This is a genomic window from Microbacterium testaceum, assembly GCF_003075375.1.
In the GTDB taxonomy this organism is placed as follows: Bacteria; Actinomycetota; Actinomycetes; order Actinomycetales; family Microbacteriaceae; genus Microbacterium; species Microbacterium testaceum_E.
The window spans coordinates 1-13,543 of sequence record NZ_QDFT01000058.1 but is presented as its reverse complement, the minus strand read 5'-3'; the positions used below and the strand labels follow the sequence as shown (position 1 = coordinate 13,543).

The 13,543-nt window shown below is 69.2% G+C and carries 15 protein-coding genes and 1 pseudogene; 8 read left to right on the top strand and 8 right to left on the bottom strand.

The window, feature by feature from the left end:
* The 6 genes and pseudogenes from DC432_RS14745 to DC432_RS14720 form a co-directional block, all read right to left on the bottom strand.
* Positions 1 to 226 (bottom strand): annotated as a pseudogene (locus tag DC432_RS14745) (aldehyde dehydrogenase); the annotation flags it as partial.
* Positions 227 to 585: 359 nt separating this feature from the next.
* Positions 586 to 795, bottom strand: coding sequence for a DUF1653 domain-containing protein (locus DC432_RS14740; protein WP_116538516.1), 210 nt, complete (start codon positions 793 to 795; stop codon positions 586 to 588).
* A gap of 73 nt (positions 796 to 868) precedes the next feature.
* The gene (locus tag DC432_RS14735; protein WP_116538515.1) at positions 869 to 2,161 is read right to left on the bottom strand and encodes an MFS transporter; all 1,293 of its coding nucleotides are present in this window, start codon (positions 2,159 to 2,161) and stop codon (positions 869 to 871) included.
* A gap of 52 nt (positions 2,162 to 2,213) precedes the next feature.
* Positions 2,214 to 3,038 (bottom strand): ADP-dependent NAD(P)H-hydrate dehydratase, encoded by an 825-nt coding sequence (locus tag DC432_RS14730; RefSeq protein ID WP_116538514.1) that lies wholly within the window; start codon positions 3,036 to 3,038, stop codon positions 2,214 to 2,216.
* The gene (locus DC432_RS14725; RefSeq protein ID WP_116538513.1) at positions 3,031 to 3,741 is read right to left on the bottom strand and encodes a histidine phosphatase family protein; all 711 of its coding nucleotides are present in this window, start codon (positions 3,739 to 3,741) and stop codon (positions 3,031 to 3,033) included. Before DC432_RS14725 ends, DC432_RS14730 begins: the two co-directional genes overlap by 8 nt.
* Positions 3,742 to 3,813: 72 nt before the next feature.
* A complete protein-coding gene (locus DC432_RS14720; protein ID WP_116538512.1) occupies positions 3,814 to 4,314 on the bottom strand; it encodes a small multidrug efflux protein in 501 nt (166 codons plus the stop codon).
* A gap of 152 nt (positions 4,315 to 4,466) precedes the next feature.
* Here DC432_RS14720 and DC432_RS14715 point away from each other — a divergent pair, with 152 nt between their 5' ends.
* The 5 genes from DC432_RS14715 (at position 4,467) to DC432_RS14690 (ending at position 9,142) form a co-directional block, all read left to right on the top strand.
* Complete coding sequence (locus DC432_RS14715) at positions 4,467 to 5,627, top strand: sensor histidine kinase (RefSeq protein ID WP_243393153.1); 1,161 nt, start codon at positions 4,467 to 4,469, stop codon at positions 5,625 to 5,627.
* Complete coding sequence (locus DC432_RS14710) at positions 5,624 to 6,220, top strand: response regulator transcription factor (protein WP_116538510.1); 597 nt, start codon at positions 5,624 to 5,626, stop codon at positions 6,218 to 6,220. The genes DC432_RS14715 and DC432_RS14710 overlap by 4 nt, the downstream gene beginning before the upstream one ends.
* 109 nt (positions 6,221 to 6,329) lie before the next feature.
* Positions 6,330 to 7,229: an ABC transporter ATP-binding protein gene (locus DC432_RS14705; protein WP_116538509.1), complete on the top strand. Its 900-nt coding sequence runs from the start codon at positions 6,330 to 6,332 to the stop codon at positions 7,227 to 7,229.
* Positions 7,226 to 8,104 carry an ABC transporter permease gene (locus DC432_RS14700; protein WP_108317302.1) on the top strand — a complete coding sequence of 293 codons (879 nt, stop codon included), beginning with the start codon at positions 7,226 to 7,228 and terminating at the stop codon, positions 8,102 to 8,104. The genes DC432_RS14705 and DC432_RS14700 overlap by 4 nt, the downstream gene beginning before the upstream one ends.
* A 516-nt stretch (positions 8,105 to 8,620) precedes the next feature.
* A complete protein-coding gene (locus DC432_RS14690) occupies positions 8,621 to 9,142 on the top strand; it encodes a hypothetical protein (RefSeq protein ID WP_133177956.1) in 522 nt (173 codons plus the stop codon).
* 196 nt (positions 9,143 to 9,338) lie between these two features.
* Here the strand turns inward: DC432_RS14690 and DC432_RS14685 are convergent, their stop codons facing one another.
* Positions 9,339 to 9,746 (bottom strand): RidA family protein, encoded by a 408-nt coding sequence (locus tag DC432_RS14685; RefSeq protein WP_116538507.1) that lies wholly within the window; start codon positions 9,744 to 9,746, stop codon positions 9,339 to 9,341.
* Positions 9,747 to 10,067: 321 nt separating this feature from the next.
* Here DC432_RS14685 and DC432_RS16530 point away from each other — a divergent pair, with 321 nt between their 5' ends.
* From DC432_RS16530 to sucD, 3 genes are all read left to right on the top strand, one after another.
* Complete coding sequence (locus DC432_RS16530; protein ID WP_165801293.1) at positions 10,068 to 10,217, top strand: hypothetical protein; 150 nt, start codon at positions 10,068 to 10,070, stop codon at positions 10,215 to 10,217.
* Positions 10,218 to 10,399: 182 nt separating this feature from the next.
* Positions 10,400 to 11,563 carry an ADP-forming succinate--CoA ligase subunit beta gene (sucC, locus tag DC432_RS14675; protein WP_116538505.1) on the top strand — a complete coding sequence of 388 codons (1,164 nt, stop codon included), beginning with the start codon at positions 10,400 to 10,402 and terminating at the stop codon, positions 11,561 to 11,563.
* Positions 11,564 to 11,582: 19 nt separating this feature from the next.
* A complete protein-coding gene (gene sucD, locus DC432_RS14670) occupies positions 11,583 to 12,485 on the top strand; it encodes a succinate--CoA ligase subunit alpha (RefSeq protein ID WP_108317306.1) in 903 nt (300 codons plus the stop codon).
* Positions 12,486 to 12,796: 311 nt separating this feature from the next.
* Here the strand turns inward: sucD and DC432_RS14665 are convergent.
* A partial coding sequence (locus DC432_RS14665) for an NCS2 family permease (RefSeq protein WP_133177955.1) occupies positions 12,797 to 13,543 on the bottom strand: 747 nt, incomplete at its 5' end.

The following is a 13,543-nucleotide window of genomic DNA, read 5'->3' as shown; positions in this document are numbered from 1 at the left end:
TGTTCATTCCGGCCGGACGCATCATCATGTGCAACGTCGCCTGCGCCATCTCGACCATGTTCGAGCACATGGCGCAACACGTCGCCATTTCGGGGCCGTGCATCATGTCGCTGCCGGCGCACATCGCCGCGGCCATCGCGCACGCGTTGAGCGACTGCATGCATTCCTGCATGGCATCCATGTCCATCGACATCTCGCCCATGTCCATCGACTTCATCATGGCCATCGTGTCCATTGCTACTCCCGTGTTCTCGGTATGACGGAGGGACCGGATGCCGCGGAGGGACTCCGGCGTATCGGCGATGCTACGCCCGGGAGCGCAAGCGACGACAGGGCTCTGAGGAGTTTGCTCAGTTCGTCATGACCGACCAAAATGCGTCGCCTTACACACAACGAGCCGATCGCCAAGACCCAGCGGGCGCGCACGCGCGTCTCTTAGGCTCACGACATGGCGAAGAACAAGAAGTACGGGCTGTTCAGCTTTCTTTTCGACGTGATCCTCACTCTGATCACGGGCGGACTCTGGCTGATCTGGATCTTCGTGCGCGAGATGCGGCGTCGCTGAGGCACGCCGCTTAACTGCTGTCAGGCCACCCGACGGAATCGCGGCCCCGAGTATCCGTCGCGATCGACCGTCCCGGTGAACATCTCGATGGGGCGCACCCAGTACGAATAGTCGTCGTAGAGCTTGCGGTACGAGACGAAGACCTCTTCGGTCTCGGAATGCCGCGTTGTTCCGAACACCTCGTAGCGCTGGCCCTTGAAGTGTTCGTAGATGCCGGGTTCGATGGTCATTCGCGCAGCCTTTCAGATTTTGCCGCGGGGCACTTCGTACGAACGTTCGGCGGGACCTGTCGGCATGCCCCGATCACGCCATCGCGTGGGCGTCGTCGTGCCGCGCGGTGCGAAGCGGTGAGAACAGAATGACGAGCGCCGCCGCGGCGAAGATGAGCGCGGCGGCACCGATGGTGACCGAGAAACCGAAGACGGTGGCGAGCGATCCCGCGAGAAGCGCCCCGAAGAAGAACACGACTCGGTTGGCCGTGCGGATGGTCGAGTTCATGCGGCCCTGCAGGGAATCGGGAGCGACGGCCTGGCGGTAGCCCATCTCGTTGGCATCCTCGATCCCCTGGGAGAGGGCGTAAAGGAACTGAACGGCGGCGAGCAGGGGGAGGAGGATCGCGAGGGACGTGGCGGCGGTCAGCGGAAGGACTGCCACCGCCAGCCAGGGCACGACGGTGACGGTGCGCCCGAGGAGGATCGCACGGCCGGCGCCGAGGCGCGCGCCGATCCGCGGGGCGACGAGCGCACCGAGGAAGCCGCCCACGCCGCCGGCGGCCAGGATCAAGCCGAACGCCCACTCGGGTACGCCGAGCTCCCGCAGCACGAAGACGCCGAAGAGCGTCGTCACGATGCTGTGGGCCAGGAACCACGTGTGCACCGAGAGAGCGAGCGGGCGCAGCGTGCGGTGACGGTAGGTGTACCGCACTCCCTCGACGATCTCGTGTCCGAGATGGCGGCTGATGGGGCGGGGCTCGGCCCGCGCCTCTCGCACGCGGATGCGGGATTGCAGCAGGCCCGACACCGCGAGCATGAAGGCCTCGGCGAGGACGAGCAGGGGGACCCCGACGAGGGTGAGCAGCAGGCCACCGATCGCGGGGCCGGCTGTTGCGGCGACGGTCGCGCTCTGACCGAGTCGGGCGTTGGCCATGACGAGGGAACGCCGCGGGACCAGGTGGGGAAGGAGGGGCTGCGCGGCCGAGTCGGCGAACAATGACAGAACGCCGAGGGCGAGGATCACCGCCGCCAGCGACCAGAACGTCAGCGTGCCCGTGAGGAGCAGCACCGGGATCGCCGCGAGAACGAGCGCCCGGCCGAGGCTCGTCAGCACGAGGGTGGGTTGGCGCCGCCACCGGTCCATGAGGGCGCCGATGATGAGCCCGAGGAAGAGATACGGCACGACCCCCAGGGCGCTCAGGACGCTGATCTGCATCGGCGTCGCGCCGATGACCGTGACGATCAGGACCTGGAATGCGACGCCGGCGATGGCCGTCCCGAAAGCGCGGAGGGTCGTGGCGCTCCAGAAGAGGGCGAACGCCGGAGCGCGCAGCACCTCGGCCGGCCGGACGGCTCCGGCTGCTCCCGCGGCGGCGTTGCTCACGGCGACCAGCCTAGGTGCGGCCTCGCGAGCAGGACCGTCCTCGCCGCTGCCGTCAGCTCTCGTGCACCACCGCGGTCAGCTCCGGCAGCAGGTCCCGCGCGAGAAAGCCCATCCCGACGCGCTCGGTCAGCCGGTCGCCGGCGCGCGCGTGGGTCCACCCTCCCCACACGGCGGCGCGCTCGGCATCCATTCCCTGCGCCGCGAAACCCGCGATCGCGCCCGACAGCACGTCGCCGCTGCCCGCGGTACCCAGGCCCGACCCGCCGGGCTCGGCCTGCCAGCAGCGCCCATCGGGGTGGGCGACGGTGCCGAAGCAGTGCACCACCGCGCGATAGCGGCGGGCGATCTCGACGACGTCGGCCGCGCGGTCCTCGCCCAGGTCGCGTTCGAGCAGCAGGGCCGCTTCTTCTTCGTTGGCGTTGACGAGCAGGTCGTCGGGCAGCAGGTCGCGGTCGAACGAGGGCAGGATGCCGAGGGCGAACGCGTCGAGCACGAGCCGTCGCACCTCGGCGCCGGTCACCGCCAGCAACGCCGCGCGGGTGGCATCCGGGTCGTCGAATCCGGGTCCCAGCAGCACGGCATCCGCCGACTCGAGGGCCGAGCGCAGGGCGTCGTCGAGGGGATCCGACCCGGTCGGCAGCGCGTAGATCCCGGCCTCGGGGAACGCCGGACCCAGGTGCGGCGCGAGCGCGGCGGGCGCGGCGATGCCGACGCGACCCGCGCCCACGCGCAGCGCCGCCTCACCCGACAGCAGCACCCCGCCGGGGGAGCGGGGCGAGCCGCCCACCACGACCACTTGGCCGCGGGACTTCTTGGACCCACCCGCGTCGGGAGCGCCCCATTCGCGCAGGAACGCCAGGGTCACGTCCTCAGGCATCGTCGTCTCCGGCGTGGACGGTGACGTCGGCGCCCTGCTCGTGCAGGTGATCGACGGAAGAGAACGTCACCAGCCGCCACCCCTCGTCGTCGCGGACGAGTTCGGTCACCGACGCGTTGCGCACGGTGTGCCCCGCGGCGAACGCCATCAGCCTCGCCTCGTCGAGGTCGAGCAGCACGTACAGGACGAGCATGATGACCGCGTCGTGCGCGACGACGAGCGCGGTCGGGCCGGGTCGGTCGAGCGCCTCGCCCAGGAACGACCGCAGCCGCAGTACGACGTCGGCCCACGATTCCCCGCCCGGCGGCCGGTGGAAGAACTTGCCGAGGTGGCGGCGTCGGGCGGCCTCTTCGGGGTGCAGCTCCTGCACGCCCTTCCAGGTCAGCAGGTCGAGGATGCCGAGCTCGCGGTCGCGCAGACGCTCGTCGACCAGGGCTCCGGATGCCGAGGGCCCCACCGCGATCGACAGGGTTTGCAACGCGCGCCGGCACGGCGACGACCAGTACTCGTCGATCGTCTCTTCGACCGAACGCACCCACGCCCCGAGGGCGGCGGCCTGCTCGCGGCCGACGGGGGAGAGCTCCACGTCGGCGTCGCGCGCGTCGAGCGCGATCACGGGCGAACCCTCGCGCTCCGCTCTCGACGCCGCGACGTTCCCTTCGCTCTCACCATGTCGGACGAGCCAGAGTCGGGTCACTGCCATGCCGGGACGCTAAGTCGCATACCGTCATCCGCGCGCGGGCGTTGACACCGCGGCCCGGGATTTGCAGGGCCGTCAGGCGGCGAAGCGGATGAGGCCCAGCGCGAGCACGGTGATCACCGTGGTCCACAGGGCGATCGCGGCGGCCTGCCATGCCAGCACGCGGAGGGGCGGCACGCCGGTCGAGGTGAGGGCGGCGGCGGTGAACTGGGTGGGCAGCAGCAGCGGGCCGAGCAGGCTCACCCCCGGCGTGCCGTAGCGGTGGTACGCCTTCTCGAACTTCTCGCGTCGCGCCGACACCGGTTGCACACCCCCACCGCGACGGGTGGTGACGGCGGTGCGCACGCGCGAGGTCACCAGGACGACGACCGCGACGCACAGCAGGTTTCCGACCGCGCCGGCGAGGGCGGCGACGACCGGCGGGATGCCGCCGATGATGCCGATCGCGGCGGCACCCTCGCCCTCGATGAACGGCACCGCGCCGGCCAGGGCGACGATAAGAGGCTGGACGAGGTCGGGCACGTCGGCCACGAGACCCTGGAAGCCGAGGACGAGATCGCTGACGGGGTTCGACATGACTGCTCCTGGGAGGACGGATCCGCGGCGTCTCCGCGGTTGTTCCATCCCATCGGCGACGGGCGGACGGCGGCAGTGCCGCGGTGTCACGACCGATCGGGAGGATGCGGCGGGGCGACCATGACGAATGTCACGGCCGTACAGTGGCCGGGGTGAGCTCCTCCACCGCCGCCTACGCCCGCGACGTGCGCGTGACCTGGTGGTACACGGCGTCGTCGATCGTGTTCCTCCACGCCTTCGCGGCGCTGCTCTGGTCGCTGGCCGTCTTCGTCGACGGCAGCCTCGCCGCCCTCGTGTTCAACCTGGTCGGCGTGGCCGGGTCGGTGGCATCCGCTGTCCTTCTGCTCGTGCACTACCGCCGGGAGCCCCTCGACGACGGCGACCGGGACGCGCGTCGGCCCGTGTGGCCGCTCGTCGCCGTCGGCGTCGTGTCGGCGGTGGTCATGGGGGTCTCGGCCGGGTCGCCGCTGCTGGGGGTGGGCTTCGTCGCGCAGACGCTGTGCCTGGTCCGATGGCGCGGGGGTGTGCGCCTGCGCCTGGCGGTGCTGTCGATCGCGGTGATCGTCGTCGTCTGGTTCATCGAGGCGACGCGTGTGAACCCGCAGGGGTACATCGCGGTGTTCTCGCTGCCGTTCTTCGTCGCCCTGTTGCCGGTGCTGACCGCGACCTCGCTGTGGTGGTGGGACATCGTGCGCGAGCTCGACCGCGCCCGCCGCGCCGAGGGACGACTCGCCGCAGCCCAGGAACGCCTGCGCCTCGCCGGCGACCTGCACGACCTGCAGGGGCACCACCTGCAGGTGATCGCCCTGCAGCTCGAACTCGCCGAGAAGATGATGGGACGCGACCCGGATGCCGCCGTCGAACAGGTGCGCGCGGCCCGCGCGAGCGTCGACGAAGCCCGACGCGGTACCCGCGACCTGGCCGCGCGGTTCCGCGGAGTGCCCCTTCCCGACGAGCTCGCCAACGCCGCCGACCTGCTGCGCGCCGCCGGCCTGACCGTCGACCTGCTCGTCGACACCGCGGCCGTCGACGCCCCCGCGGACGTGCTCGGGCCGGTCGTCCGCGAGTCCACGACGAATGTGCTCAAGCACGGCGGCGGGGTGTCGGCATCCCTCTCTCTCGCCCGCCACGAGGGGGCGTGGGTGCTCGTCGTCGAGAACGACGCCCGCGGCGCGTCGTCGCCGGTGGGCGACGGCGCCGGGCTCGCGGGGATCGCCGAGCGCGTCGGGGCGGTCGGAGGGACGATGGATGCCACCCGCCCCGGCGACCTCTTTCGACTGACCGTCCGCGTGCCCGAGGGGGCTTCCGCATGATCCGCGTGCTCATCGCCGACGACGAGGACATGATCCGCACGGCCCTCGCCGCCCTGCTACGGCTCGAGGACGACCTCGAGGTCGTCGCCGAGTGCCGCGATGGCGAGAGTGCGCTCGCCGAGGCCGAACGCCTGCGCCCCGACGTGTGCCTGCTCGACCTCGAGATGCCCGGCCTCGACGGGGTCGACACCGCCGCGCGCATCTTGCGGCGCGTGCCGTCGCGCTGCGTTATCGTCACGCGCCACGCTCGTCCCGGCGTGCTGCGGCGCGCGCTCGGTGCGGGCGTCGACGGGTTTCTGCCGAAGTCCCGACCCGCGGATGACGTGGCCGCGGTGATCCGCGAGGTCGCCGCCGGGCGCCGCTACGTCGACCCCGAGATCGCCGCCGACGCGCTGAGCGACGAACGCAGCCCCCTGACCGACCGGGAGCTCGACGTGCTGCGCGCGGGGGCGCGGGGGCAGACGGTGGCCGAGATCGCTTCCGCGTTGCATCTGTCTGCCGGGACGGTGCGCAATCACGTGTCGTCGGTGCTCGGCAAGCTGGGGCTCGCGAGTCGGCAGCAGGCGACGATCCATGCGCGGGAGCGGGGGTGAATCTAGGGGGGTGAAATGGCCTCGCTCTCGGGTGAAGCCCGGCCGGAGACGCATGTGCACGTGATTCGCTGAGGGGCGTACCTCGCCCCTTGCGAATCGAAGGAACGTCGTGTCCATTCAGGTAAGCCGCCTCCGCAAGTCCTACGGCTCCATAGAGGCCGTGAGAGATCTGTCCTTCGACGTCCCCACCGGCTCGCTCTTCGCCTTCCTCGGCGCGAACGGGGCGGGCAAGAGCACCACCATCGGTTGCATAACGACAACCCTCGCCCCGACGTCCGGCACGATCCGCGTGCTCGGGCGCGATGTGTCCACGCAAGCCGATGAGGTGCGACGGAGCATCGGCGCCGTCTTTCAACAGTCCCTTCTCGATCCGCTGCTCACCGTTCGCGAGAACCTCGCCCTGCGTGCCGGCTTCTACGGCCTTCGTCGGCGAGATGCCGCCGGACGCATCTCGGAGCTGGCGGAACTGATCGCGCTCGACGAGTTCCTCGATCGTCGGTACGGCGTGTTGTCCGGCGGGCAGAAGCGCCGCGCGGACATCGCGCGGGCGATCATCCACCGACCGGGTGCCGTCTTCCTCGACGAGCCGACGGCTGGTCTGGATCCGCGGTCGCGTGAGCAGATCTGGAGCGCCATCGCCCAGCTGCGCGCAGACCACTCGACCACGGTCTTTCTCACCACGCATTACATGGAAGAGACCGAACGGGCCGATCGGGTGTGCATCATCGCGCGAGGTGAGGTCGCGGCTGAGGGTTCTCCGGCGGAACTCCGTTCCCGGTTCAGCCGCAGTGTTCTGACGATGCGAGTCGCTGACGTGAGCTCGTTCGTCGCCGCACATCAGCACCGAGGACTCGTCATGGAAGCTGCCGGCGACACGGTGCGCATATCCATCGACGAGATCGACGAGGCGAGGGCGATTCTCGCCTCGCCAGACGTGACGGATTTCGAGTTCCGCCACGGGACCATGGATGACGTTTTTCTCGCTGTGAGTGGGGAGCGGGTCGCATGAGGGCAGTCGCCATGTTGACGGGCCGCAACCTGCTGTTGTTCGTTCGAGACCGCGCCGGAGTCTTCTTCTCTCTGCTGTCCGTCCTGATTCTGATCGCCTTGTACGCCCTCTTCCTGGGCAATCTGCAGGTCGACAATCTCGTCGAGCGGTTCCCGAACGCCGACGCCGCTGACATTCACTGGTTCGTGGGGGCATGGGTCCTCGCGGGAATCACGATGATCACCACTCTCACGACGGCTCTGGCATCTCTGTCGGTCTTCGTGGACGATCGCGCGAGCGGACGCTTCGTCGACATCCTGATTTCGCCGATCCGCCGCGGCGAGCTCATCGCGGGTTATCTGCTGTCGAGCTTCGTGATCTCGGTCACGATGAGCGCTCTGGTCGTGGTGGTGGGGCAGGTGTATCTGCTCAGCCAGGGTGGCGGGATGATGCCGTGGGGACGCATCACGGAAACGCTCGGTTACGTCGTCCTCTCGAGCGCCGCCTTCTCCGCCCTGTCGAGTTTCGCCGTCACCTTCTTGCGCAGCTCCGCAGCCTTCTCCGCGCTCTCCACGGTCGTCGGCACCATCATCGGATTCCTCGCCGGAGCGTACATCCCGGTGGGAACCTTCCCCGACGCCGTCCGCGACGTCATCAACTCTCTGCCTTTCGCGCAGGCGGCCATGCTCATTCGCGGACCGATGACGGCTGAAGCCCTCGCGGCCCTGACCGACGGGCAGGCAGACGCTTCGAAAGCGGTCGAGGCGTTCTACGGAATCTCGGCGGACGTGGGCGGTCTCGAGGTCGATTCCGTCTTCGCCGTCGGTCTTCTCGCGGTGGTGCTGGTCGTGTTCGCCGCCCTCGGAGCGCGTCAGCTGCGGCTTCGCATCCGCTGAGACTCAGCGGTCGACGACCGCCGCGACCGCCTCGATCTCGACGAGCTGGTCGTCGTAGCCGAGCACCGTCACGCCCACGAAGACCCTGACACCGCGGCGAGGATCACGCCGGTTCGGCCTGTGCGGCCGGCTCAGGAGCCGCTGAGCAGAACCGCCCCGCCGTGCTCAACGCACCCGATACGGCCACTCCGCCGTTGAACACCGCGTGCCATGGTGAGCAGGTGAGGCGCTCGGTGGTCGCGTGTTCCGAAAAGACTCCGCAGCTTGCCACGCCGAGGTCGCCGATCGTGCCCGCTGTGCGTGCATGGCGCGGTGCTTACGGGACCGTCATCATCTCCGGCACGAAGACGGTGACGAGTCCACTCGTTTGGGAGTGCCCGCGCGCTTCACTCGAGAGCGTCGCGGTCGGTTTCTTCACTCACCCGCGGGTGAATTTTCGACGGGTGAGGGGCGGCCAATCGCGACTTTCAAGGGTCTCAGGGCGATCGCGCTGACATCGGCACCTAGCATGCGAGCGTGCGAAACCCTTTCTCTCGCCGTCGCCTCATGAGAGAGCGCCCGTCGGCCCCCGAACATCGGTCGATTGAGAAGGAGGGGGCATCATCGGCCGGCGTTGTGGGCCGAATCGATGCGCGCTTCCGTGTCGCGGCGTGGCTCGTCATCGCTCAGGGTGTGGTGATGGAGATGGGGGCGCCGCTGGCGCTTCCGGTTTTTCTAGTCACCGGCCTTGATCAGAAGGACGTCGGCGAACATTTCCGATTCGCGTTGCCCTATCTCCAGAACAATCTCTACCTGCTCATGATCATGAGCGGAATCTTCGGAAGCCTCCGGGTCCTCGGAGGCATCGGCATCCTTCGCGACCGTCTCTGGGGCCTCGGAATCACCCTCGTGATGTGTGTCGTCACCCTTGTCCTGATGGTCTTCATGCTTCCGGCGGGTATTGCCGACGGTCTGTTGTCGGGCGGAGCGCTGGTGCTCATCGCCTTCGCATGGTTCGGTTCCCGCCCCATCTCGGCGCGGGCCTATGCGGAACCCTGAGCGGCAATCGTTAGGCGGCAGCGCCTCGGTGGGTTGCCAGGCTGCCCCGCATCGTCAACGCCGATGACGCCGTGAATGGTGGTCGCACCGCGGGGTGAGATCGGCGTCAGAAGCGAGGGACGCCGCAGATAGCACCCGTGATTGATGCGGGTGATGGTGCGGGAGCGGTTCGAGGGGGTGGGCGAACGCGCGGCAATCAGCCGACGACCGCCGCGACCGCCTCGATCTCTACGAGCTGGTCGTCGTAGCCGAGCACCGTCACGCCCATCAGCGTGCTCGGCACGTCGTGATCGCCGAACGCGTCGCGGACGACCTCCCACGCCGCGACGAGATCCGCTTGACGGGTGGATGCCACGAGCACGCGCGTGCTGATCACGTCAGTGATCTCGGCACCCGCCGCTCGCAGCGCGCCCGTCATGGTCTCGATGCACTTCGCCGCCTGCGCCGCATAGTCGCCGATCCCGGCGGTGGAGCCGTCGTCGTCCAGGGGACAGGATCCGGCGAGGAAGATGAATCGGGCACCCGCGGGCGCGGTGGCGGCATAGGCGTACTCGGCGGCGTCGGACAGAGCGGACGCGCGAATGAGAGTGACGGCGGAGGTCATGCGGGTCCTTCGAGGTCGAGGGAGTGAGGGGGCGTGCCCGCGAGCGACGGCGAGCGTCGGCGCCCCGGTCGTTTCATCATCCGATGGTCGCATGTGCCGCCGGGCGGAGGTTGTGATCGACTTCGGGTCCCGTGGGAACCGAGGCCGGGCGAACCGTGAGCTCCCGATCGTCCCCGTTCAGGCCGTAGCGGAACACGATCCGATCGAGGTTGCTGCGTCCGCCGTCGGGACCCCCCGGGTATCGGCGTGACAGCGCGACTCTCGTCGGACGTCGGGTGCGACGGCGCATCGGCGACGTCCGGGGGTAGCGCTCGCCGCGCTGTGGATCGGATCGTCGCCCTCGTGCTCGGGGTGCTTCTCGTGGTGCCGTATCTCGTCCGCGGGCCCCTGGTGCTCCTGCCGATCGCGGTCGTCGTTCTCGCCGGCGTCGGCGTCGGCCTCGCCGTTCGCGCGCGACGTCACGCGGCTTGACCGACACGCGGAACGGTCTCGCGTCGTGGTGCGCGTTCCGCGCGGCATCCCTCCCTCCCATCGAAGGGGCGGGGGTCGGGCGGTTTCACGCCGGTCGGGTAGGGTTGTCCACTGGCGAAGATCTCTTGATATCGAGAGAGTTCGCCTCCTCCCACCACCGATCGCCCAGCGAAGGATTGTCCGTGGATCTCTACGAGTACCAGGCACGTGATCTGTTCGAAAAGTACGAGGTGCCGGTGCTCGCCGGCATCATCGCCGACACCCCTGAGGAGGCGAAGGCGGCCGCCGAGAAGCTCGGCGGTGTCGTCGTCGTCAAGGCTCAGGTCAAGACCGGAGGCCGCGGCAAGGCCGGCGGCGTGAAGGTCGCCAAGACCCCCGACGAGGCGTTCGAGGCGGCCCAGGCCATCCTCGGCCTCGACATCAAGGGCCACGTCGTCAAGCGCGTCATGGTCGCCGCCGGTGCCCGCATCGCCAAGGAGTTCTACTTCTCGGTGCTGCTCGACCGCGCCAACCGCTCCTACCTGTCGCTCTCGAGCGTCGAGGGCGGCATGGAGATCGAGGAGCTCGCCGTCGAGCGTCCCGAGGCGCTCGCGCGCATCGAGGTCGACCCGCTCGAGGGCATCACCACCGAGAAGGCCCTCGAGATCGCCAAGGCCGCGAAGTTCGACGACGAGCTGGCCCCCAAGGTGGCCGACGTCTTCGTCAAGCTCTTCAACGTCTACAAGGGCGAGGACGCCACCCTCGTCGAGGTGAACCCGCTCATCCAGAGCGAGGACGGCGACATCATCGCCCTCGACGGCAAGGTCTCGATCGACGAGAACGCCGGCTTCCGCCAGCCCGACCACGAGGCGCTCGAAGACAAGGACGCCGCTGACCCGCTCGAGGCCAAGGCCAAGCAGCACGACCTCAACTACGTCAAGCTCGACGGTCAGGTCGGCATCATCGGCAACGGCGCGGGTCTGGTCATGTCGACCCTCGACGTGGTCGCGTACGCCGGCGAGAAGCACGGCGGCGTCAAGCCCGCCAACTTCCTCGACATCGGCGGCGGCGCCTCGGCGACCGTCATGGCCGCCGGTCTCGACGTCATCCTGGGCGACGAGCAGGTCAAGAGCGTGTTCGTGAACGTCTTCGGCGGCATCACCTCGTGCGTCGCCGTGGCCGAGGGCATCGTCAAGGCCCTCGAGATCCTGGGCGACACCGCGACCAAGCCGCTCGTCGTCCGTCTCGACGGCAACCAGGTCGAAGAGGGCCGCGAGATCCTCGCCGCCGCCAACCACCCGCTCGTCACCCTCGCCGCCGGTATGGACGAGGGCGCCGACAAGGCCGCCGAACTGGCCAACGCGTAAGGGATAGGGAAACAGAACCATGTCGATCTACCTCAACAAGGACTCCAAGGTCATCGTCCAGGGCATCACCGGCGGTGAGGGCACCAAGCACACCGCCCTCATGCTCAAGGCCGGCACCCAGGTCGTCGGTGGCGTGAACGCCCGCAAGGCCGGCACCACGGTCTCGCACAAGGATGCCGCCGGCAACGACGTCGAACTGCCCGTCTTCGCGTCGGTCGAAGAGGCCATCCGCGAGACCGGCGCCGACGTGTCGATCGCGTTCGTGCCCCCGGCCTTCACCAAGGACGCGATGGTCGAGGCCATCGACGCCGAGATCCCCCTGCTGGTCGTCATCACCGAGGGCGTGCCCGTCGGCGACACCGCCGAGGCCTGGGCCTACGCCAAGTCCAAGGGCGAGAAGACCCGCATCATCGGCCCGAACTGCCCCGGCATCATCACCCCCGGTGAGGCGCTCGTCGGCATCACGCCCGCGAACATCACCGGCAAGGGACCCATCGGCCTCGTGTCGAAGTCGGGCACCCTGACCTACCAGATGATGTTCGAGCTGCGCGACCTCGGCTTCTCGACCGCCATCGGCATCGGCGGCGACCCGGTCATCGGCACGACGCACATCGACGCGCTCAAGGCGTTCGAGGCCGACCCCGAGACCAAGGCCATCGTCATGATCGGTGAGATCGGCGGAGACGCCGAAGAGCGCGCCGCCGCCTTCATCGCCGAGAACGTCACCAAGCCCGTCGTCGGCTACGTCGCCGGCTTCACCGCTCCCGAGGGCAAGACCATGGGCCACGCCGGCGCCATCGTCTCGGGCTCGGCCGGTACCGCACAGGCGAAGAAGGAGGCCCTCGAGGCCGCCGGCGTCAAGGTCGGCAAGACGCCGTCCGAGACCGCGTCGCTGATGCGCGAGATCATCGAAGCGCTCTGACGTTTCTCCTTCGGGGCCCGGATGCCATGGCATCCGGGCCCTTTCGCGTTCCCGGTGCCACGGGGAGTTCAGTGTCCAGGAAACGCCGCATCGCGCGGCGGGCTCACGGCGTTTCTTGGACACTCAACGGGGGGGGGGGGGGGGTACCGCGAGACCGTGCGCGATCGTCGAGACCGCGGGGGAGGGGCGACCGACCGGTGCGTCCTCGACGAGGGGGTGCGGGTTCGGCGCCGTCCGCCCCCGGGCCGCGGCAGCAGCGACGGAACGGGGCCCGGATGCCGTGGCATCCAGGCCCCGAAGAGCGGCGGCGATCAGCCGAGCAGCGACTCCACCGGGCCGCGGGCGAAGAAGACGACGAAGCCGGCGGCGACGATCCACAGCAGCGGGCTGACCCGACGCGCGCGACCCGAGAGGGCCTGGATCAGCACCCAGCTGACGAAGCCCGCGCCGATGCCGTTCGCGATCGAGTAGGTCAGCGGCATGACCGTCACGGTGAGGAACACCGGGATGAGCACCGACAGGTCGCTCAGGTCGACGTGGCGGATCTGCGCCATCATCAGCGCACCCACGATGACCAGCGCCGCGGCGGCGATCTCGCTCGGGACGATGCTCGTCAGCGGCGTGAAGAACATCGCCAGCAGGAACAGTCCGCCCGTCACGACGTTCGCGAGACCCGTGCGCGCGCCCTCGCCGATGCCCGAGCCCGACTCGATGAAGACGGTGTTCGACGACGACGACGTGGCACCACCGGCGACGGCGCCGATGCCCTCGATGACCAGCGCCGATCGCAGGCGGGGGAAGGTGCCGTCGGGGGCGGCGAGGCCGGCCTCGCGCGAGAGTCCCGTCATCGTGCCCATCGCGTCGAAGAAGTTGGTGAACACCAGCGTGAAGACGAGCATCAGCGCGGCGAGCACGCCGATGCGGCCGAACGAGCCGGCCAGGTCGACCTGGCCCACGAGCGACAGGTCGGGCAGGCTCACCCACTGGGCGGGAAGCGTCGGGACGGTCAGACCCCAGCCGCCGGCGTTGCCGTCGGCCTTGGCGCCGAGCCCGGCGAC